Source organism: Pantoea sp. AG1095 (assembly GCF_003208415.1).
Taxonomy (GTDB): Bacteria; Pseudomonadota; Gammaproteobacteria; order Enterobacterales; family Enterobacteriaceae; genus Pantoea; species Pantoea leporis.
This window is the reverse complement of record NZ_QKMJ01000008.1, coordinates 176,659-194,927: the sequence shown is the minus strand read 5'-3', so window position 1 is coordinate 194,927 and position 18,269 is coordinate 176,659. Positions and strand designations below refer to the sequence as shown.

Annotated in this window: 18 protein-coding genes; 14 read left to right on the top strand and 4 right to left on the bottom strand. The window is 57.6% G+C overall.

All coding sequences use genetic code 11. From position 1 onward, the window contains the following. Positions 1 to 20: 20 nt before the first annotated feature. The 9 genes from DEU53_RS16965 to katG all read left to right on the top strand — a co-directional run bounded on the left by DEU53_RS16965 (position 21) and on the right by katG (position 8,532). A complete protein-coding gene (locus DEU53_RS16965) occupies positions 21 to 806 on the top strand; it encodes a transporter substrate-binding domain-containing protein (RefSeq protein ID WP_101762542.1) in 786 nt (261 codons plus the stop codon). Between the two features lie 3 nt (positions 807 to 809). After that, entirely contained in the window at positions 810 to 1,475 is a 666-nt protein-coding gene (locus DEU53_RS16960) for an amino acid ABC transporter permease (protein WP_061717544.1), read from the top strand. After that, on the top strand, positions 1,475 to 2,131 hold the full coding sequence (locus DEU53_RS16955) for an amino acid ABC transporter permease (protein WP_097097590.1): 657 nt from the start codon (positions 1,475 to 1,477) through the stop codon (positions 2,129 to 2,131). Before DEU53_RS16960 ends, DEU53_RS16955 begins: the two co-directional genes overlap by 1 nt. Continuing rightward, positions 2,112 to 2,843, top strand: a complete 732-nt coding sequence (locus DEU53_RS16950; protein WP_101762541.1) for an amino acid ABC transporter ATP-binding protein — start codon at positions 2,112 to 2,114, stop codon at positions 2,841 to 2,843. Before DEU53_RS16955 ends, DEU53_RS16950 begins: the two co-directional genes overlap by 20 nt. A gap of 21 nt (positions 2,844 to 2,864) precedes the next feature. Then, complete coding sequence (locus DEU53_RS16945) at positions 2,865 to 4,100, top strand: alanine--glyoxylate aminotransferase family protein (protein ID WP_110867817.1); 1,236 nt, start codon at positions 2,865 to 2,867, stop codon at positions 4,098 to 4,100. After that, positions 4,097 to 5,362 (top strand): allantoate amidohydrolase, encoded by a 1,266-nt coding sequence (gene hpxK / locus DEU53_RS16940; RefSeq protein WP_110867816.1) that lies wholly within the window; start codon positions 4,097 to 4,099, stop codon positions 5,360 to 5,362. The genes DEU53_RS16945 and hpxK overlap by 4 nt, the downstream gene beginning before the upstream one ends. 2 nt (positions 5,363 to 5,364) lie before the next feature. Further along, on the top strand, positions 5,365 to 5,859 hold the full coding sequence (gene uraD / locus DEU53_RS16935; protein ID WP_110867815.1) for a 2-oxo-4-hydroxy-4-carboxy-5-ureidoimidazoline decarboxylase: 495 nt from the start codon (positions 5,365 to 5,367) through the stop codon (positions 5,857 to 5,859). Continuing rightward, a complete protein-coding gene (uraH, locus tag DEU53_RS16930) occupies positions 5,856 to 6,191 on the top strand; it encodes a hydroxyisourate hydrolase (RefSeq protein WP_101762537.1) in 336 nt (111 codons plus the stop codon). Before uraD ends, uraH begins: the two co-directional genes overlap by 4 nt. A gap of 142 nt (positions 6,192 to 6,333) precedes the next feature. Further along, entirely contained in the window at positions 6,334 to 8,532 is a 2,199-nt protein-coding gene (katG, locus tag DEU53_RS16925; RefSeq protein WP_110867814.1) for a catalase/peroxidase HPI, read from the top strand. Positions 8,533 to 8,573: 41 nt separating this feature from the next. On the opposite strand, the gene DEU53_RS16920 is transcribed toward katG, so the two are convergent. Both DEU53_RS16920 and DEU53_RS16915 read right to left on the bottom strand, forming a co-directional pair. Next, positions 8,574 to 9,344 (bottom strand): amidohydrolase, encoded by a 771-nt coding sequence (locus tag DEU53_RS16920; protein ID WP_110867813.1) that lies wholly within the window; start codon positions 9,342 to 9,344, stop codon positions 8,574 to 8,576. Continuing rightward, positions 9,332 to 10,492, bottom strand: a complete 1,161-nt coding sequence (locus DEU53_RS16915; protein ID WP_101762533.1) for a pyridoxal phosphate-dependent aminotransferase — start codon at positions 10,490 to 10,492, stop codon at positions 9,332 to 9,334. Before DEU53_RS16915 ends, DEU53_RS16920 begins: the two co-directional genes overlap by 13 nt. Positions 10,493 to 10,623: 131 nt before the next feature. Here DEU53_RS16915 and DEU53_RS16910 point away from each other — a divergent pair, with 131 nt between their 5' ends. Genes DEU53_RS16910 through DEU53_RS16900 form a run of 3 tightly spaced genes read left to right on the top strand, consistent with a single transcriptional unit; the run spans position 10,624 to position 12,462 of the window. Continuing rightward, positions 10,624 to 11,238 carry a methylthioribulose 1-phosphate dehydratase gene (locus DEU53_RS16910; protein WP_110867812.1) on the top strand — a complete coding sequence of 205 codons (615 nt, stop codon included), beginning with the start codon at positions 10,624 to 10,626 and terminating at the stop codon, positions 11,236 to 11,238. Continuing rightward, positions 11,235 to 11,918: an acireductone synthase gene (gene mtnC / locus DEU53_RS16905; RefSeq protein ID WP_110867811.1), complete on the top strand. Its 684-nt coding sequence runs from the start codon at positions 11,235 to 11,237 to the stop codon at positions 11,916 to 11,918. Before DEU53_RS16910 ends, mtnC begins: the two co-directional genes overlap by 4 nt. A gap of 1 nt (position 11,919) precedes the next feature. After that, complete coding sequence (locus DEU53_RS16900) at positions 11,920 to 12,462, top strand: acireductone dioxygenase (protein WP_101762530.1); 543 nt, start codon at positions 11,920 to 11,922, stop codon at positions 12,460 to 12,462. Between the two features lie 128 nt (positions 12,463 to 12,590). Here DEU53_RS16900 and mtnA read toward each other — a convergent pair whose 3' ends face one another. Continuing rightward, a complete protein-coding gene (mtnA, locus tag DEU53_RS16895) occupies positions 12,591 to 13,610 on the bottom strand; it encodes an S-methyl-5-thioribose-1-phosphate isomerase (RefSeq protein ID WP_110867810.1) in 1,020 nt (339 codons plus the stop codon). A 105-nt stretch (positions 13,611 to 13,715) separates the two neighbouring features. Between mtnA and mtnK the strand changes: the two genes are divergently transcribed. Further along, positions 13,716 to 14,915, top strand: coding sequence for an S-methyl-5-thioribose kinase (mtnK, locus tag DEU53_RS16890; RefSeq protein WP_110867809.1), 1,200 nt, complete (start codon positions 13,716 to 13,718; stop codon positions 14,913 to 14,915). A 49-nt stretch (positions 14,916 to 14,964) separates the two neighbouring features. Here the strand turns inward: mtnK and fadE are convergent, their stop codons facing one another. Further along, positions 14,965 to 17,409: an acyl-CoA dehydrogenase FadE gene (fadE, locus tag DEU53_RS16885; RefSeq protein WP_110867808.1), complete on the bottom strand. Its 2,445-nt coding sequence runs from the start codon at positions 17,407 to 17,409 to the stop codon at positions 14,965 to 14,967. A 243-nt stretch (positions 17,410 to 17,652) separates the two neighbouring features. Between fadE and lpcA the strand changes: the two genes are divergently transcribed. Continuing rightward, entirely contained in the window at positions 17,653 to 18,234 is a 582-nt protein-coding gene (lpcA, locus tag DEU53_RS16880; protein ID WP_110867807.1) for a D-sedoheptulose 7-phosphate isomerase, read from the top strand. Positions 18,235 to 18,269: the final 35 nt, after the last annotated feature.

The window sequence follows — 18,269 nt, the reverse complement described above, 5'->3', positions numbered from 1 at the left end:
TAAACTCACCGGGGTGCATAATGAAAAAAGTATTATTAGCGGTAGCGGGCGCGGCATTGCTGATGGCGCAGATCGGGAGTGCGATGGCCGATCAGCTGCAGGATATCCAAAAGCGCGGCGTGATCCGCGTAGCGGTTCCGCAGGACTTCCCGCCGTTCGGTTCTGTAGGTACAGATCTGCAACCGCAGGGCTACGATATCGACATGGCGAAGTATCTCGCCAAACAGATGAAACTGAAGTTGCAGCTGGTGCCCGTTTCCAGTGCCAACCGCGTGCCGTATCTGCAGACCGATAAAGTCGATCTGGTGATCTCCAGTATGGGTAAAAACGCCGAGCGTGAAAAAGTGATCGATTTCACCCGCGCTTACGCGCCGTTCTTCCTCGGCGTATTTGGTCCGAAAGGCGAAACGCTGAAAGATGCGGCAGCGCTGAGCGGCAAATCGATCGGCGTCACGCGCGGTGCAGTGGAAGATATGGTGTTAAGCGATATCGCCCCGAAAGAGGCGCAGGTGAAGCGTTATGAAGATAACAACACCACGCTGTCGGCCTACCTTTCCGGACAAGTGCAGTACGTTGCGACGGGCAACCTGGTAGTGGCGGCGATTGCGCGCCAGAACGCCGAAAAAGCGCCGGTTGCCCAGTTTATGCTGAAAGATTCACCGTGCTACATCGGCCTGAAAAAAGATGAGCCAGCGCTGAAAGAGAAAGTGAATGCGCTGATTGAGCAGGGAATCAAAGACGGCACACTGAACAAGCTGTCGGAAGAGTGGCTGAAAGCGCCGCTGCCAGCGAACCTCGGCGCATAAAGTATGGCGCAACTTAACTTCGCCGATCTCTGGCCGCACTGGCCAGAGTTGCTGGCCGGACTGTGGGTCACGATTCAGATCACCGTGCTCGCCACCGTGGGCGGTGTCAGCCTCGGTATTCTCGGCGCGGCGCTGCGCAGCGGCAAACCGAGCTGGGCGAGCCGCATCTGGGGCCTGTACGTCGAGCTGATTCGTAATACGCCGTTTGTGGTGCAGCTGTTTTTCATCGTCTTTGGGTTGCCCAATCTGGGTCTGAAACTGACGGCGGGCGAAGCCGCGCTGCTGGCGATGTTGATTAACCTTGGCGCGTACAGCACCGAAATTATTCGCGCCGGCATTCAGGTGACGCCGCGCGGGCAGTGGGAAGCGGGGCGCGTGCTGGGATTGACCCGCACGCAAACCTTTATCCGCGTGGTGCTGCCGCCGTCGCTGCAGCGTATTTATCCGGCGCTGGTCAGCCAATGCATCATTGTGATGCTCGGCTCGTCGGTGGTGTCGCAGGTGTCGTACGAAGAGTTGACCTTCGCCGCCAACCTGATTCAGTCGCGCACCTTTTTGAGTTTTGAAGTCTATTTCGTGACCACGCTGATCTATCTGGCGTTGTCGATTGCCATGCGCCAACTGCTGCTGGCGCTGGGACGTAAATGGTTGGGAGCGCAGCCGGCATGATGACGCAATTTACCGACTGGGACATCCTGCGCAACCTGCTGCTGGCAGCGCGCTGGACAATTTTACTTTCGCTGGTGGCGTTTTTTGGCGGCACGCTGGTGACCTTGCCGCTGCTGTTTATGCGCCTGCTGAAACGTAAATGGCCGATGCGCCTGGTGCGCGCCTACACCGAGCTGTTTCAGGGCACGCCGCTGCTGATGCAGCTGTTCCTCGCCTTCTTCGGCGTCGGCTTGTTCGGCATCGATGTCGCGCCCTGGACCGCCGCCTCGCTGGCCTTAACGCTCTACACCAGCGCATTTCTGGTGGATATCTGGTATGGCAGCATTCGCGCCCTGCCAAAAGGGCAGTGGGAAGCGTCGCGCTGTCTCGGCCTGACCTTTGGTCAAACGCTGTTTCGCGTGGTGGCGCCGCAGGCGATTCGTATCGCCATCGCGCCTACGGTTGGGTTTGCCGTGCAGGTGATTAAAGGCACCGCGCTGGCCTCGATTATCGGTTTCGTCGAGCTGACCAAAGCCGGCACCATTTTGAATAACGTGACGTATGAGCCGTTCAAGGTGTTTGGCCTGGTAGCGCTCGGTTACTTCCTGATGTGTTATCCGCTGTCGCGTTACAGCCAGTACCTGGAGAAAAAATTCAATGCCGCTCATCACCATTAATCAGGTACAGAAGTACTACGGCGATAACCACGTCTTGAAAGGTGTCGATCTCGATGTCGATCACGGCGAAGTGATCTCGATTATCGGCCGCAGCGGATCGGGTAAAAGTACCCTGCTGCGCTGCATGAACGGGCTGGAAGGTTATCAGGAAGGCAGCATCAAACTCGGCGGTATGACAATTACCGACCGCGAATCGCAGGCGCGTGAAATCAGCCGTTCGGTCGGCATGGTGTTCCAGAACTTCAATCTGTTCCCGCACATGACGGCGCTGGAAAACGTGATGCTGGCGCCGCGCCGCGTGCTGAAGAAAAGTGAAGCCGAATGCCGTGCGCTGGCAACGCAGATGCTGGAGAAAGTCGGCCTCGGTGAGCGCATCAATTACTATCCGGCCAATTTGTCGGGCGGTCAGCAGCAGCGCGTGGCGATTGCCCGTGCGCTGGCGATGCAGCCCAAAGTTTTACTCTGTGATGAGATCACCTCCGCGCTCGATCCCGAGCTGGTGGGCGAAGTGCTGAAAGTGCTGGAGCAGCTGGCCGCCGAAGGCATGACGTTGATTCTTGTCACCCATGAAATGAACTTCGCCCGCGACGTGGGCGATCGCGTGGTCTTTATGCATCAGGGGCGCGTCTGGGAGCAGGGCGACAGCAAAACGCTGTTCGCCAATCCGCAAACCGCGGAGCTGAAGCAGTTTATCTCTACCGTGCGCCTCTAAGCTTTCTTTAAGGAATACAACATGGATATCAGCCAATTTTCGCAAATCAATCCGCCACAGCGTCTGTTGATGGGACCGGGCCCGATCAATGCCGATCCGCGCGTGCTGCGCGCCATGTCGAGCCAGTTGATCGGCCAGTACGATCCGGCGATGACGCACTGCATGAACGAAGTGATGGCGCTATACCGTGGCGTATTCCGCACTGAAAACCGCTGGACGATGCTGATCGACGGCACGTCACGCGCCGGTATCGAAGCGATTCTGCTGTCGGCGATCCGTCCGGGCGACAAAGTGCTGGTGCCGGTGTTTGGCCGTTTCGGTCATCTGCTGTGTGAAATTGCCCGCCGCTGCCGCGCGGAAGTGCACACCATTGAAGTGCCGTGGGGTGAAGTGTTTACGCCGGATCAGATCGAAGACGCGATCAAAAAAGTGCAGCCGCGCCTGCTGCTGACGGTGCAGGGCGATACGTCCACCACCATGCTGCAGCCGCTGGAAGCGCTGGGCGCGATTTGCAAGAAATATGGCGTGCTGTTCTACACCGATGCCACCGCGTCGCTCGGCGGTAACGCGCTGGAAACCGATGCGTGGGGCCTGGATGCGGTCTCCGCCGGGATGCAGAAGTGCCTTGGCGGTCCATCCGGTACGTCGCCAATCACGCTGAGCCCGCAGATGGAAGCGGTGATCCGCAAGCGCAAGTGCGTGGAAGAGGGCATCCGCACCGCCGATCATCAGGATGGCGACGACGAGATGATCTACTCCAACTATTTCGATCTCGGCATGATCATGGATTACTGGGGCCCGGAGCGCCTTAATCACCACACCGAAGCCACCACCGCGCTGTTTGGCGCGCGTGAATGTGCGCGTCTGATAATGGAAGAGGGATTAGATAACGGCATCGCGCGCCACAAGCTGCACGGCGATGCGCTGCTGAAAGGCATTCAGGGCATGGGCCTCGAAACCTTTGGCGATTTAAAAAACAAAATGAATAACGTGCTCGGCGTGGTGATTCCGCAGGGCGTGAATGGCGATCAGGTACGCAAGCTGGTGCTGGAAGATTTCGGTATCGAAATCGGCACTTCGTTTGGTCCGCTGCATGGCAAAGTGTGGCGCATCGGCACCATGGGCTACAACGCGCGTAAAGATTGCGTGATGCAAACCCTGAGCGCGCTGGAAGCGGTGCTGAATCATGTTGGCTTCCGCACCACGCAAGGCGCGGGGATGCAGGCGGCGTGGGATCTTTACGGGAGCCGCGCATGAATAAAAGCCTGATGACCGCCAGCGAGGCGCAGATCGCCGCCGCTCGCGTCATGGCGCGCTGTGATGCGCTGGCTGAGATCAGCGAAAGCGAAGGTGGCCTGACGCGCGTTTATCTGTCGCCGGAACAGCTGCGTGCCAACGCGCGCGTCGGCGAATGGATGCAGGCCGCGGGCATGACGACGTGGCAGGACGCGGTGGGCAACATTTGCGGTCGCTACGAAGCGGCGCAGGCGGGCGCGCAGGCGCTGCTGCTCGGTTCACATCTGGATACGGTGCGCAATGCCGGTCGCTACGACGGTATGCTCGGCGTGTTAAGCGCCATTGAAACCGTGCAGTGGCTGCACGATCGGCAGCAGCGTTTGCCGCTGGCGATTGAGATTGTCGGCTTCGGCGACGAAGAGGGCACGCGCTTCGGCATTACGCTGCTCGGCAGCCGTGGCATTACCGGCAGCTGGCCGGAAAGCTGGGTGACGCACCCGGATGGCAACGGCATCACCGTGGCGGAAGCGATGCAGGATGTCGGTTTCGATGCGGCGAAAATTCACGACGCGGCGCGTCAGGTCAATGACATCGCCGCCTATCTGGAACTGCATATCGAGCAAGGTCCGTGTCTTGAGCAGGAAGATTTGGCGCTTGGCGTGGTCACGGCGATCAACGGCGCGCGTCGTCTGAACTGCAGTTTTATCGGTGAAGCGGGTCACGCGGGCACCGTGCCGATGACGCATCGCAAAGATGCGCTGGCCGCTGCCGCTGAATGGATGGTGTTTATTGAGCACACCACGCAAGAGCACGATCCGCAGCTGGTGGCGACCGTCGGCACGCTGAGCTGCTTGCCGGGCGCGGTCAACGTCATCCCCGGTGAAGTGCAGCTGTCGCTCGACGTGCGCGGTCCGCAGGATGAGCCACTGGAGCGTTTACTCTCCACGCTGCTCACCCAGGCGCAGGCGATTGCGCTGCGTCGCGGCTTAACCTTCAGCGCCAACGAGTATTACCACATTGTCGCTACCGCCTGTGATGCGCGGTTGCAGCAGGCGCTGAGCCACGCGGTAGAAACCGTGCAAGGGCGCAGCCTGTCGCTGCCGAGCGGCGCGGGGCATGATGCAATTGCTATCGCCGAGCGCTGGCCGGTGGGCATGCTGTTTGTGCGCAACCATCGCGGCATCAGCCATCATCCGGCGGAATCGGTACAAACCGCTGATGTGGCGCTGGGCGTGCAGGCTTATCTGCAAGCGGTTTGCGATATTGCGCGCGCTAAGGAATAAAGATGGATTTGGTCAACTTTAATCAGCTTTCACCTCAAGCTGCGCAGGCGGCGATTGCGCACTGCGTGGCGATTCCCGCCTGGCAGCAGGCGCTGGTGGCGGCGCGACCTTTTGCCGACGTTGCGGCTTTACAGGCCGAAGCCGATCGTTTGGCGCAGTTGTGGCAAGCCGCTGATCTTGAGCAGGCGCTGAGTGCCCATCCACGCATTGGCGACAACGTGGCGGGCGCGGACAAAGAGGCCACGCTGTCGCGCAGTGAGCAGTCGGCGATGCAGCAGGCGGACGGCGCGCTGCAATTGTCGATGCTGGCGGGCAATCAAACCTATGAGCAGCGCTTTGGCCGGGTGTTTCTGATTCGTGCCAAAGGGCGCAGCGGCGAAGAGATGCTGGCGGAATTGCAGCGTCGGCTTAACAATGATGCAGCGAGTGAACAGCGTGAAGCGCTGGCGCAGCTGCGTGAAATTACCCTGTTGCGGCTAAAGGAGAGCATCACATGAGCACCATTACGACGCATATTCTCGATACCGCGCTGGGCAAACCGGCGATTGGCGTGGCGGTTTCGCTCGAGCAAAATAGCCCGGAAGGCTGGCTGCCGCTGGTGGAAGGCAACACCGACAGCGACGGACGCATTAAAGATCTGACGCCCGAACCGCTGGCGCCAGGTCATTACCGTTTGACGGCGGAAATTGGCGACTACTTTGCTGCCGAAGGGCGCGATGCGCTCTACGTGAGTGCGCAGATTGATTTCGTGATTGGCGCCACAGGCAGCCATTATCATTTGCCGTTTCTCATCTCGCCGTGGTCGTGGTCGACTTATCGCGGCAGCTGATAATGTGCGCCACTTCACGCGCTGCGCTTGAAAGCCAGTAACTATCAAAACCTTCGGTTCATCCAAATATATTCCTGGCGAAAGTGCGGCTAATCTTAGTCGCATATTAGAAAGCAATATGAAGCCAATGGAGCCGATAAACATGAGCACGCACGACAATAACGATAATGCAGCAGCCGCAGGCAAGTGCCCCTTTCATCACGGGGCGTCTGAAGAGAAGAGTGTTCTGGCGCGCGGCGCCGGTGGCGGGACATCCAACCGCGACTGGTGGCCTAATATGTTACGCGTCGATCTGTTAAACCAGCACTCCAACCGTTCCAACCCGCTTAGTGACACCTTCAACTACCGCGACGAATTCAGCAAACTGGATTACTCCGCGTTAAAAGCCGATATCCGCGCACTTCTCACCGATTCGCAATCCTGGTGGCCAGCCGACTGGGGCAGCTATATTGGGCTGTTCATTCGCATGGCGTGGCACAGCGCGGGTACTTATCGCACCATTGATGGTCGTGGCGGTTCAGGTCGCGGTCAGCAGCGTTTTGCGCCGCTGAACTCATGGCCGGATAACGTCAGCCTCGATAAAGCGCGTCGCCTGTTGTGGCCGGTAAAACAGAAATATGGTCAAAAAATTTCCTGGGCCGATCTCTATATCCTGGCGGGTAACGTCTCGCTGGAAAACGCCGGCTTCCGCACCTTCGGCTTTGGTGCCGGTCGCGAAGACGTGTGGGAACCGGATATGGATGTGGATTGGGGCCACGAAACCGAATGGCTGGCGCATCGCCATCCAGAAGCGCTGGCCAATGCACCGCTGGGCGCTACCGAAATGGGCCTGATCTACGTCAACCCGGAAGGCCCGGAAGCCAGCGGCGATCCAAAATCAGCGGCGCCGGCGATTCGTGCTACCTTCGGCAACATGGGCATGAACGATGAAGAGATCGTGGCGCTGATTGCTGGCGGTCATACTTTGGGTAAAACCCACGGCGCGGCAGAAGCCAGCCACGTGGGCGTTGACCCTGAAGAGTCACCGATTGAAGCGCAGGGCCTTGGCTGGACCAGCAGCTATGGCAGCGGCGTGGGTAAAGATGCCATCACTTCAGGTCTGGAAGTGGTATGGACGCAAACTCCCACGCAGTGGAGCAACTACTTCTTCGAGAACCTGTTCAAATACGAATGGGTGCAGACGCGCAGCCCAGCGGGCGCCATCCAGTTCGAAGCGGTTGATGCCGAAGCGATTATCCCGGATCCGTTTGATCCAGAGAAAAAACGTAAACCAACTATGCTGGTGACCGATCTGACGCTGCGTTTCGATGAAGAGTTCGGCAAGATTTCGCGCCGCTTCCTCAACGATCCGCAGGCATTTAACGAAGCCTTTGCCCGCGCCTGGTTCAAACTGACGCACCGCGATATGGGACCAAAAGCGCGTTACATCGGTCCGGAAGTGCCGAAGGAAGATCTGCTGTGGCAGGATCCGTTACCGCAGGCGATTCATCAGCCAACGCCGGCTGATATCAGCGAGATTAAAGCGCGCATTGCGGCTTCAGGTCTGAGCGTCAGCCAGCTGGTTTCAGTGGCCTGGGCTTCAGCCTCCACCTTCCGTGGCGGTGACAAACGTGGCGGTGCCAACGGTGCGCGTCTGGCGTTAGCGCCGCAGAAAGATTGGGCGGTGAATGCCAGCGTAATCAATGATGTGCTGCCAATCCTGCAAAAGATTCAGCAGGAATCAGGCAAAGCATCGTTGGCCGATGTCATTGTACTGGCAGGTAGCGTAGGTATCGAACTGGCCGCTTCAGCCGCTGGCGTGGCAACGCAAGTGCCGTTTACGCCGGGCCGTGTGGATGCGCGTCAGGATCAAACCGACGTTGAGTCGTTCAACTTCCTGCAGCCGCTGGCCGATGGTTTCCGTAACTACCGCCGCAGCGCCAAAGGTTCTTCAACCGAAACGCTGCTGCTGGATAAAGCCCAACAGCTGACGCTGAGCGCGCCAGAATTGACGGTGTTGCTCGGTGGACTGCGCGTATTGGGCACCAACTTCGACGGCGGCCAGCACGGCGTATTCACCGATCGCGTTGGCGTACTGAGCAATGATTTCTTTGTTAATCTGCTCGACATGCGCACCGCGTGGAAAGCCACCGATGAGAGCGAAGAGCTGTTTGAAGGTCGCGATCGTCTGAGCGGCGAAGTGAAGTTCACTGCGACACGTGCCGACTTAGTGTTTGGATCGAACGCTATCTTGCGCGCGCTGGCCGAGGTTTACGCCAGCAGCGATGCGAAGCAGAAGTTCGTGACCGACTTCGTTGCCGCCTGGACCAAAGTGATGAATCTGGATCGCTTCGAGCTGTAATTTAAAAATATAAAAAAACCCCGGCTAGCCGGGGTTTTTTATTACTTCAGCGTATACCCATCCGCATCGCGCCAAGCCGGGAACCGCTCGCGGTAGGCTTGTAACTCCTCCAGCGAAAGTTCCGCATCAAGACGCGCACGCGCAAAGGGCTCTCCACTCGCCAGAATCTCACCCAGCGGCGAAATAATCCGGCTGTCACCACTGTACTGATGCTGATTGCCATCGCTGCCGACGCGGTTACAACCGGCGATATAAGCCTGGTTTTCAATTGCACGGGCTAACAGCAGCGATTGCCAGTGCAGCGCACGCGGTGCCGGCCAGTTGGCGACATACAGCGCCAAATCGTAATCGTTGTGGTTACGCGAAAAAACCGGGAAGCGCAGGTCGTAGCAAATTTGCGGCAGAATCCGCCAGCCGCGCCACTCAAATACTTCACGTGTTTCACCCGCCACATAGTGCTGATGTTCATTGGCCATGCGGAACAAGTGACGTTTGTCGTACTGATGCAGCGTGCCGTCTGGCTCGACCAGCAAGAAGCGGTTCACCGCGCCTTTTTCTGTTTGGATTGCCGCGCTGCCGCCGACTAACGCATTGCTGGTTTGCGCGTGTGCGTGCAGCCACGCCACGACGTCATCCTGCGGCAGCGAACTTTCGGCAGCTTCCATAGCAAAACCGGTAGTGAACATTTCCGGCAGCAGAATGATGTCGCGGCCTGTAATGCCTTTCAGCACACCGTCGAAATGACGCAGGTTAGCCGCGCCATCCATCCAGCTCAGGGTTTCCTGCAGAACGGTAATTTTCAAAGCTGACATAAGCGCTCCGCAGCGGCGTCGAGCGTCGCTTCCTGTTTGGCAAAGCACAGGCGAATCAGCTTGTGTGGAAAAGGTTCGGCGCAGAACACCGACAGCGGAATCGCCGCCACGCCGACTTCCTTGGTCAGCAGCTGGCAGAAGCTCACGTCATCCAGATCGGAAATGGCGCTGTAATCGACCAGCAGGAAGTAAGTGCCTTCACACGGCAGCAGCTTGAAACGGCTGGCGGAGAGCGCCTGGATAAAGCGATCGCGGCGCGCGCGGTAGAACTCCGGCAGTTCGCGATAGTGCTCAGGCGCCTGACGCAGCATGTCGGCAATCGCCAGCTGTGCCGGCGTATTCACCGAGAAGGTCAGATATTGATGCACCTTGCGGATTTCAGCGCTGATCGCCGCCGGGGCAATGCAGTAACCCACTTTCCAGCCGGTCATGTGGAAGGTTTTACCAAAGGATGACACCGCGATGGATCGCTGACGTAGTTCAGCATGCGCTAACACGCTGGCGTGGCCCTCTTCAGTGAAACAGATGTGCTCATACACTTCGTCGCTCAGCACATAGATTTCCTGCTCCGCAATCGCCTGCCACAGCTCGGCATAATCGCTTTTGCGCCACACGGTGGCGGACGGATTATGCGGCGTGTTCAGGATTACTAAGCGGGTTTTGCTGCTCAGCAGGCCGCGGAATTCGCGCCAGTCAACGCGGAAACCCGGCGGCTGCAGGGCGATGCGTTTTAACACGCCGCCCGCCAGTTGCACCGCAGGCGCGTAGCTGTCGTAGCTTGGGTCAAAGCAGATCACTTCATCACCTTGACGCACCAGCGCGGTGATCGCTGCGTACAACGCTTCTGTCGCGCCCGTCGTCACGGTGATATCGCTGTTGACGTCAGGCGTGTGGCCGTAAAGCGCGGCGGTTTTCTCAACAATCGCCTCGCGCAGTGGCAGTACGCCGATCATCGGTGCATATTGGTTGGCGCCCTGACTCACGTGATGCGCCAGGCGCTCCTGCAAATAGCGCGGACCGTCAAAATCGGGGAAGCCTTGCGACAGGTTGATGGCGTTGTGCTGCTGAGCTAACGCACTCATTTGCGTAAAGATGGTAGTGCCGAGCGCCGGTAATTTGCTCTCGGGGATCAGGTTGTGCTGCGTCATTGTTTTGTGGCCTTAAGCGCGAATGTCGTTGCGGAGAAACCCTGTGTTGCTGCCACTATAAACAGGATGTTAACATTTGGCAATCGAGACGCTTAGACGTCTAAACTAACCTGCGGAGTCGGTATATCGCTATGACGGATTTTCTTCCACTGGAACATTTAGTGGCCGCCTGCCACTGGATTGGTGGCAAAGGCTGGGCACCTGCGACCGGCGGTAATATGTCGGTGCGGCAGGACGCGGAGTATTGTCTGCTGAGTGCGTCCGGCAAAGATAAAGGCAGCCTGACGCGCGATGATTTTATCCAGGTTGAAATCGCTACCAACGCCGTGCCATCGGGCCGCACGCCTTCGGCGGAGACCGGTCTGCATACCTTGATTTATCGCCTGTTTCCGCAGGCGGGTGCGGTGCTGCATACGCACACGGTCAACTCGACGGTGCTGTCGCGGGTGGAGAAGAGCGATGCGCTGCTGCTCAGTGGTTATGAGATGCAGAAAACGCTGGCCGGGCAGCAGACGCATCTGAACACCATCGCCATTCCCTTGTTCGATAACGATCAGGACATGACGGCGCTGGCGCAGCGCATTGAAGCTTTTGCCGCCGTTACGCCGCTGCAATATGGTTTTCTGCTGCGCGGCCACGGTTTGACCTGCTGGGGCAAGGACGTGAACGAAGCGCGTCGCCATCTGGAAGGTCTGGAATTCCTTTTTGAATGTGAACTGCAACGTCGCCTGCTGGAGGCCAAATGATCCGCGCCATTGTTACCGATATTGAAGGCACCACTAGCGATATCCAGTTTGTGCATCAGGTATTGTTCCCTTATGCGCGTCAGCGTTTAGCGGCGTACGTGCGGGAAAATCATACCGATGAAAACGTCGCCGCCGCACTCAACGCGGTGCGTGCAGAGTCCGCTGCGCCTCAGGCCACGCTGGAGGAGCTGATTACCACACTCAAGAATTATATCGATGAGGATCGCAAATCACCGGGCCTCAAAGCCCTGCAGGGCATGATTTGGCGCGCCGGCTACGTTGAAGGCCAGTTCACCGGCCACCTTTATCCCGACGTGCTGCCGGCTTTTGCGCGCTGGCAGCAGCAGGGGATTGGCCTGTATGTTTATTCCTCGGGATCGGTGGCCGCGCAAAAACTGTTATTTGGCTACAGCGATGAAGGTGATTTAACCTCGCTGTTCAGCGGCTATTTTGATACCGGCGTCGGCGCGAAACGTGAAGCGCAATCGTATCGCAATATCGCCGAAAAAATCGGCCTTGCGCCTGCGTCATTGCTGTTCCTGTCGGATATTCATCAGGAGCTGGATGCGGCAGCGGATGCGGGCTGGCATACCGTGCAGTTAATTCGTGGCGCGGCGGATAACGGCAGTCGTCATCACCAGGTCAACGATTTTTCCCAGATTAAACCGGAGTCGATTTAACATGAGTGCATTGACCATTTTTACCGATACCGAAGCCCAGCAACCGGTGTGGCACAGCACCGATGCCGAGGCGATTCGCGAGCGTCTTAACGCGAAAAACGTGCGCTTTGAACGCTGGGAAGCCGATCGCGATTTGGGTGCGGATCCTGATGCAGAGACGGTGATCAACGCCTATCAACATGCGATTGATCGTCTGGTGGCCGAGAAGGGCTATCAGAGCTGGGATGTGCTGAGCATGCGTGCGGATAATCCGCAGAAAGAGGTGCTGCGCACCAAGTTCCTTAACGAACATACGCATAGCGAAGATGAAGTACGCTTCTTTGTTGAAGGTTCAGGGCTGTTCTGTCTGCATCTGGAGGGCGAGGTGTATCAGATTTTGTGTGAGAAGAATGATCTGATCTCGGTGCCCGCTGGCACGGCGCACTGGTTTGATATGGGCTCTGAGCCGCACTTTACCGCGATCCGCATTTTCGATAATCAGGAAGGCTGGGTCGCGAATTTCACCGGCGATAAGATTGCTGATGCGTATCCGCGTTTGGCGTGATTTTTTGCCCTCACCCCGGCCCTCTCCCGCAAGCGGGCGAGGGAGAAAACCAAGCGTGCAGATTTGCTCGATCGGTTCCCTCTCCCAGTTGTGGGAGAGGGTTAGGGTGAGGGGCAAATTGCGCCTATTTACGGCAAAAATATCCCTTCCTCTACCTGCGCAGGCGTCACCACACCGGTATCCAGCACCCAACCGCTAATCAACGCCGCTGGCGTCACATCAAAGGCCGGGTTATAGACTGCCGCACTTTCCGGTGCCCACTGCACGCTACCAAAACTGCCTGCAACGCCGGTCACTTCGCTGGCTGCGCGCTGCTCGATAGGGATGGCGTCGCCGTTTGGACATTGACGATCCAGCGTAGTGTGCGGTGCGGCGACGTAGAACGGAATACCGTGATAGTGCGCCAGCACGGCCAGGCTATAGGTGCCAATCTTGTTCGCGACATCACCATTCGCTGCTATACGATCCGCGCCGACCCAAATAGCATCGACCACGCCGCGCGCCATTAGACTGGCGGCCATCGAGTCGGTAATCAGCTGATAAGGAATGTTTAGCTCACCCAGCTCCCACGCGGTTAAACGGCCACCTTGTAGCAGCGGCCGCGTCTCATCCACCCAGACATTTTTCACCAAACCTTGCTGGTGGGCATAAGCGATAACGCCGAGCGCCGTGCCGACGCCCGCAGTCGCCAGCCCGCCGGTATTGCAGTGCGTCAGCAGCTGGCTGCCCGGTTTTACCAGCGTGCTGCCGGCGCGGGCGATGTTGTCACACAGATGCTTATCTTCGGCCACCAGACGCAGTGCTTCGCGGCTCAGCGCCGTGACGAAATCACTTTCGGCCAACGCAGTTTTCATGCGATCAAGGTTATTCATCAGGTTCACCGCCGTTGGGCGCGCCGCGCGCAGCACCTCAAGCGCCGTCACTAATTCTGCGCGCGCTGCGCCTTGCTCACCCAGCAGCGCCAGCAGCAAACTGGCTGAGAGGCCAATCAGCGGCGCACCGCGCACGCGCAAGGCATGAATGTGTTCGACCAACTGCGTGACGCTGTGCGCGGGCAGCCAGTTTTGTTGTTGTGGCAGCGCCTGCTGGTCAAGGATCCACAATTGATTATCGCGGACCTCAAGGCTGGTGGTACGAAGTGTTTGCATGGTGTGAAATCCCTGTTGCGTTAATGCTAGCTATTGTGCCAACATGCGTAACGGATGTATAGACGTCTGAACGGCTTATTACTATCGATAATCGAGGAACAGGCAATGTCGCAATACCGTACGTTCAATGCTGCCGATGCTGTGGAATATGCTCAACAATTTGGCGGCGTGGACGATCCGTCAGCGCTGGCGAGCGCCGAGGAGATCGGGGATGGCAATCTCAACCTGGTGTTTAAAATTTTCGATAATCAAGGCCGCAGCCGTGTGGTGGTAAAACAGGCGCTGCCCTATGTGCGTTGTGTCGGTGAATCCTGGCCACTCACGCTGGATCGTGCGCGTCTCGAAGCGCAGACGTTGATTGAGCACTACAAACATTGCCCGCAGCACACCGTCAACGTCACTCATTACGATGCCGAATTGGCGGTGATGGTGATGGAGGATCTCTCCAGTCATCGTATCTGGCGGAGCGAATTGGTGAAGGGTGCGTATTATCCGCAGGCCGGTCGTCAGGTTGGCGAATATCTGGCGCAGACGCTGTTCCATACCTCCGATTTCTTCCTGCATCCGCATAAGAAAAAAGCCGAAGTGGCGCGTTTCATTAATCCGGAAATGTGCGAAATCACCGAAGACTTATTCTTCAACGATCCGTTTATTGACCATGAGCGCAACAAATATCCTGCGGCGCTGGAATCGCTGGTGGTCAGCCTGCGCAGCGACGATGCGCTAAAAATCGCCGTGGCCGGTCTCAAGCACCGTTTCTTCGCCGATGCGGAAGCCTTGCTGCATGGCGATGTACACAGCGGTTCCATCTTTGTCGCCGATGGCAGCCTGAAAGTGATTGATGCGGAGTTTGGTTACTTTGGGCCGATAGGTTTTGATGTCGGCAGCGCGATTGGCAACTTGCTGATCAACTACTGCTGCCTGCCGGGCTTGCTGGCGCCGCGTGAGGCAGCAGAAGGGCGTGAACGTCGTCTGAGTGACGTGCAGGATATTTGTAATCAGTTTGCCAGCCGCTTCCTGGAATTGGCGAAAGAGAAAACCCGCGATGTGGCGCTGGCCTATCCCGGTTACGCCGAATCTTTCCTGCGCAAAGTGTGGCGCGATACCTTGGGTTATTGCGGTACCGAGTTGATCCGTCGCACGGTGGGGATGTCTCACGTTGCGGATTTCAAACAGATTGAAGATGAGACCATGCGCACCGAGTGTATTCGCAGCTGTATCACGTTGGGACGCACGCTGATTCTGGCTGCCGATCATGTTGCTGATGTGGATGCGCTGATTGCGCGGATTCGTCAGGCGGGTTAAGGCTGGCGTGAATGAAATAAAAAAGCCTCCATGCGGAGGCTTTTGTGTTTTAAGCGGCTTCACTGGCCCGCGGGTTGGATTTCGTCTGCGGCTTTGGCACCGCCAGCGCTTCCGGCGCGAAATCATCGACGTTAATCGCTTTCAAACGGCTGGCTTCCGCACGGATCAAGACCTGCGCTTCGCTCTCATCAATCCAGCCCGCTTTCAGGCCCTCTTGTGCCAGCGCATCCAGTCGGGTAAACGACAGATGTTTTTTCTGCTGCTTGCATAAACGATCGTGAATCACTTCGGCGGCCATCACATCCTGCAGCGCCTGCTCCAGCTGACCTGCAGGATTATGTGCGCTTGGTGCCAGATATTGGCCGCGGCCCAAACGGGTACGGGTCGCAGAAGGCAGCTGCAGCAGTTTCGCCAGCTTGTGGTCCAGTTTATCTGACGGTGCCGGGCAGTGATGACCACCGGCGAAGATCACCAGTCGCAGCGCACCGGCCACCATGCGGTTCGGGAAGTTACGCAGCAAATCATCCATCGCCACTTCGGCCTGATGCAGCGCATCCTGCACGCCCCAATGTACCAGCGGCAAATCGGCTTCGTTGCGGCCTTCATCGTCATAGCGCTTCAGGGTGGCGGAGGCCAGATACATCTGGCTCAGCACATCGCCGAGACGCGCCGAGATACGTTCACGACGTTTCAGGCTGCCGCCCAGCACCGCCATCGATACATCTGACAGCAGCGCGAGGTTGGCGCTCAAACGGTTAAGGTGCTGATAGTAGCGGCGCGTGGCGTCGCGGGTTGGTGTGGCGCTAGTGCGGCCGCCGGTTAAGCCCAGCCACAGGCTGCGTACTTTATTACTGCCTACGTGGCCAATATGGCTGAACAGCGCGCGGTCAAAGGTCACCAAATCGTTTTTCGCTGCGGCGTTCATCTCTTCCAGCACCCACGGATGGCAGCGGATCGCGCCCTGGCCGAAGATGATCATGCTGCGCGTCAGGATGTTAGCGCCTTCCACGGTGATGGCGATCGGTGCACCCTGATAAGCCCGCGCCAGGAAGTTGTTTTCGCCCAGCATAATGCCTTTACCGCCAGCGATATCCATCGCGTCGATAATCGCGCGCTGACCGCGATGGGTGCAGTGATACTTCACAATCGCCGATAGCACCGCCGGTTTTTCACCGAGCATAATGCCGCTGGTGATCAGTGTCGCGGCAGCATCCATCACGTAGGCGTTACCAGCAATGCGTGCCAGCGGCTCTTCGATCCCTTCCATCTTGCCGATAGAGACTTTGAACTGACGGCGGATGTGCGCATAGGCACCGGTCGCCAGCGCAATGCTTTTCAGACTGCCGGTTGAGTTTGAAGGCAGCGTGATGCCGCGACCAACGGACAAACACTCCACCAGCATGCGCCAGCCCTGGCCGGCCATGGATGGGCCGCCGATGATGAAGTCGATGGGTACGAAAATGTCTTTACCGCGCGTTGGACCGTTCTGGAACGGCACGTTGAGCGGGAAGTGACGTTGGCCGATTTCTACGCCAGGCGTGTGCGTTGGGATCAGTGCGCAAGTGATGCCAAGCTCTGTAGTCTCGCCCAGCAGATGATCCGGATCGGAGAGTTTGAACGCCAGGCCTAACACGGTGGCAATCGGTGCCAGCGTGATATAGCGCTTGTTCCAGGTAAGACGCATGCCCAGCACTTGCTGACCTTGCCACTCGCCCATGCACACCACGCCGGTATCGGGAATCGCGCCGGCATCCGAGCCCGCTTCCGGGCTGGTCAGGGCAAAGCACGGGATCTCATCACCGCGCGCCAGACGCGGCAGGTAATGATCTTTCTGCTCATCAGTACCGTAATGTTGCAGCAGTTCGCCGGGGCCGAGTGAGTTCGGTACGCCAACGGTGATCGCCAGAATGCCGGAGACGCCCGCCAGTTTCTGCAGCACGCGCGCCTGCGCATAGGCGGAGAATTCCAGGCCGCCATACTCTTTCTTAATGATCATGGCGAAGAAGCGATGCTGTTTCAGATACGCCCACAACTCCGGCGGCAGATCGGCCATTTCATGGGTGATTTCGAAGTCGTTAGCCATGCGGCACGCTTCTTCGACCGGACCATCGATAAAGGCCTGCTCCTCTTCGGTCAGGCGCGGCTGCGGATAGTTGTGCAGCTTCTGCCAGTCCGGTTTGCCGCGGAACAGGTCGCCTTCCCACCATGTGGTGCCGGCATCGATCGCCTCTTTTTCGGTGCGCGACATCGGCGGCATCACTTTTTGGAAGCTGTGCAGCGCCGGTTTCGAGAACAGGCTGCGACGCATCACCGGCAGGTTAAATGGCAGCAGAATAATCGCCAGCGGCAGCAGCATCCATGGCGTCCATAAGTCAGCGGCCGCCAGTGCGCCGGTCCACAGCAGCAGAATTACGCTGCTCAGCTGAAGCGAAATTTGGTGGTAGAACAACACGCTAAGCAGGATTAGCGTCGCAACGATTGAGGCAACCAACATAATGAACCACTCCATAAGTAGTAAGAGGTCTGACCTGTTATGGATGTAGGTTTAGAATATGGGGCAAAATTTATCAATCTGTTTACATCGCAATTACAACACATCTCACAAATTCGTTGCACGATGCGCAACAACTGCCAAACTTCCTCGAGACGCCGCGCTTTTCCTTATGGCAGGCGCTTTGCGGCTTAGCCCCATTCCGTTAAACTTGCCGGGTCAATCTTTCCTCTAAAGGACATCTCTATGTATCAGGACATTATTCGCTCAGAACTCAATGAAGCAGCCGATACGCTCAACACGTTCCTGAGTGACGAAGCCAACATTCACGCCATTCAGCGCGCCGCAGTTCTGCTGGCCGATAGCTTTAAAGCGGGCGGCAAGGTGCTCTCCTGCGGTAACGGCGGCTCGCACTGCGATGCGATGCATTTTGCTGAAGAGCTGACTGGACGCTACCGTGAAAACCGTCCTGGCTACCCGGCGATTGCCATTTCTGATGTCAGCCACCTGTCGTGCGTCAGTAACGATTTTGGTTATGACTTTGTGTTCTCACGCTATATCGAAGCGGTAGGCCGTGAAGGCGATGTGCTGCTGGGTCTTTCTACGTCCGGTAACTCTGCCAACATCATCAAAGCCGTGGAAGCTGCGCGCGCGAAAGGCATGAAAGTGATTACTCTGACCGGCAAAGATGGCGGCAAGATGGCAGGTTCCGCGGATATCGAAATTCGTGTGCCGCACTTTGGCTATGCCGACCGCATTCAGGAGATCCACATCAAAGTGATCCATATTCTGATGCTGTTGATTGAAAAAGAGATGGTTAAGTCATGATGCGTTCCTCTCGCCGCGCGCGAGAGGATCTAACT

Coding starts and splice junctions, on each gene's coding strand:
- DEU53_RS16965 (WP_101762542.1), top strand. CDS start 21: ATGAAAAAAGTATTATTAGCGGTAGCGGGCGCGGCATTGCTGATGGCG.
- DEU53_RS16960 (WP_061717544.1), top strand. CDS start 810: ATGGCGCAACTTAACTTCGCCGATCTCTGGCCGCACTGGCCAGAGTTG.
- DEU53_RS16955 (WP_097097590.1), top strand. CDS start 1,475: ATGACGCAATTTACCGACTGGGACATCCTGCGCAACCTGCTGCTGGCA.
- DEU53_RS16950 (WP_101762541.1), top strand. CDS start 2,112: ATGCCGCTCATCACCATTAATCAGGTACAGAAGTACTACGGCGATAAC.
- DEU53_RS16945 (WP_110867817.1), top strand. CDS start 2,865: ATGGATATCAGCCAATTTTCGCAAATCAATCCGCCACAGCGTCTGTTG.
- hpxK (WP_110867816.1), top strand. CDS start 4,097: ATGAATAAAAGCCTGATGACCGCCAGCGAGGCGCAGATCGCCGCCGCT.
- uraD (WP_110867815.1), top strand. CDS start 5,365: ATGGATTTGGTCAACTTTAATCAGCTTTCACCTCAAGCTGCGCAGGCG.
- uraH (WP_101762537.1), top strand. CDS start 5,856: ATGAGCACCATTACGACGCATATTCTCGATACCGCGCTGGGCAAACCG.
- katG (WP_110867814.1), top strand. CDS start 6,334: ATGAGCACGCACGACAATAACGATAATGCAGCAGCCGCAGGCAAGTGC.
- DEU53_RS16920 (WP_110867813.1), bottom strand. CDS start 9,344: ATGTCAGCTTTGAAAATTACCGTTCTGCAGGAAACCCTGAGCTGGATG.
- DEU53_RS16915 (WP_101762533.1), bottom strand. CDS start 10,492: ATGACGCAGCACAACCTGATCCCCGAGAGCAAATTACCGGCGCTCGGC.
- DEU53_RS16910 (WP_110867812.1), top strand. CDS start 10,624: ATGACGGATTTTCTTCCACTGGAACATTTAGTGGCCGCCTGCCACTGG.
- mtnC (WP_110867811.1), top strand. CDS start 11,235: ATGATCCGCGCCATTGTTACCGATATTGAAGGCACCACTAGCGATATC.
- DEU53_RS16900 (WP_101762530.1), top strand. CDS start 11,920: ATGAGTGCATTGACCATTTTTACCGATACCGAAGCCCAGCAACCGGTG.
- mtnA (WP_110867810.1), bottom strand. CDS start 13,610: ATGCAAACACTTCGTACCACCAGCCTTGAGGTCCGCGATAATCAATTG.
- mtnK (WP_110867809.1), top strand. CDS start 13,716: ATGTCGCAATACCGTACGTTCAATGCTGCCGATGCTGTGGAATATGCT.
- fadE (WP_110867808.1), bottom strand. CDS start 17,409: ATGTTGGTTGCCTCAATCGTTGCGACGCTAATCCTGCTTAGCGTGTTG.
- lpcA (WP_110867807.1), top strand. CDS start 17,653: ATGTATCAGGACATTATTCGCTCAGAACTCAATGAAGCAGCCGATACG.